Source organism: Streptomyces sp. AC555_RSS877 (genome assembly GCF_019049245.1).
GTDB lineage: Bacteria > Actinomycetota > Actinomycetes > Streptomycetales > Streptomycetaceae > Streptomyces.
The window spans coordinates 1-220 of sequence record NZ_JAGMUK010000191.1; the positions used below are offsets into that span (position 1 = coordinate 1).

At 70.0% G+C, this 220-nt stretch carries 1 protein-coding gene; it reads left to right on the forward strand.

Annotated elements, in window-relative coordinates; genetic code table 11:
- Positions 1-23: 23 nt before the first annotated feature.
- The coding region (locus KUM49_RS50960) for a hypothetical protein (RefSeq protein WP_217242170.1) at positions 24-220 on the forward strand (197 nt) is incomplete at its 3' end.

Genomic DNA, 220 nt, shown 5'->3' on the forward strand with positions numbered 1-220 from the left:
ACTTCGCGGGGCTGCTGGGAGACGTGGAGGAGACCACGGCTCCGTATGGGCTGATGGATGCGCATGGTGATGGCAGTGGTGTGGTGCGGTCGCATCTGGGGGTTGACGAGGGGGTCGGCCGGCGGGTGCGGGAGGTCGCCCGCGGGCTGGGGGTGAGTGCGGCGTCGGTGTTCCATCTGGCGTGGGCGCGGGTCCTGGCCACGGTCAGTGGTCGTGATGA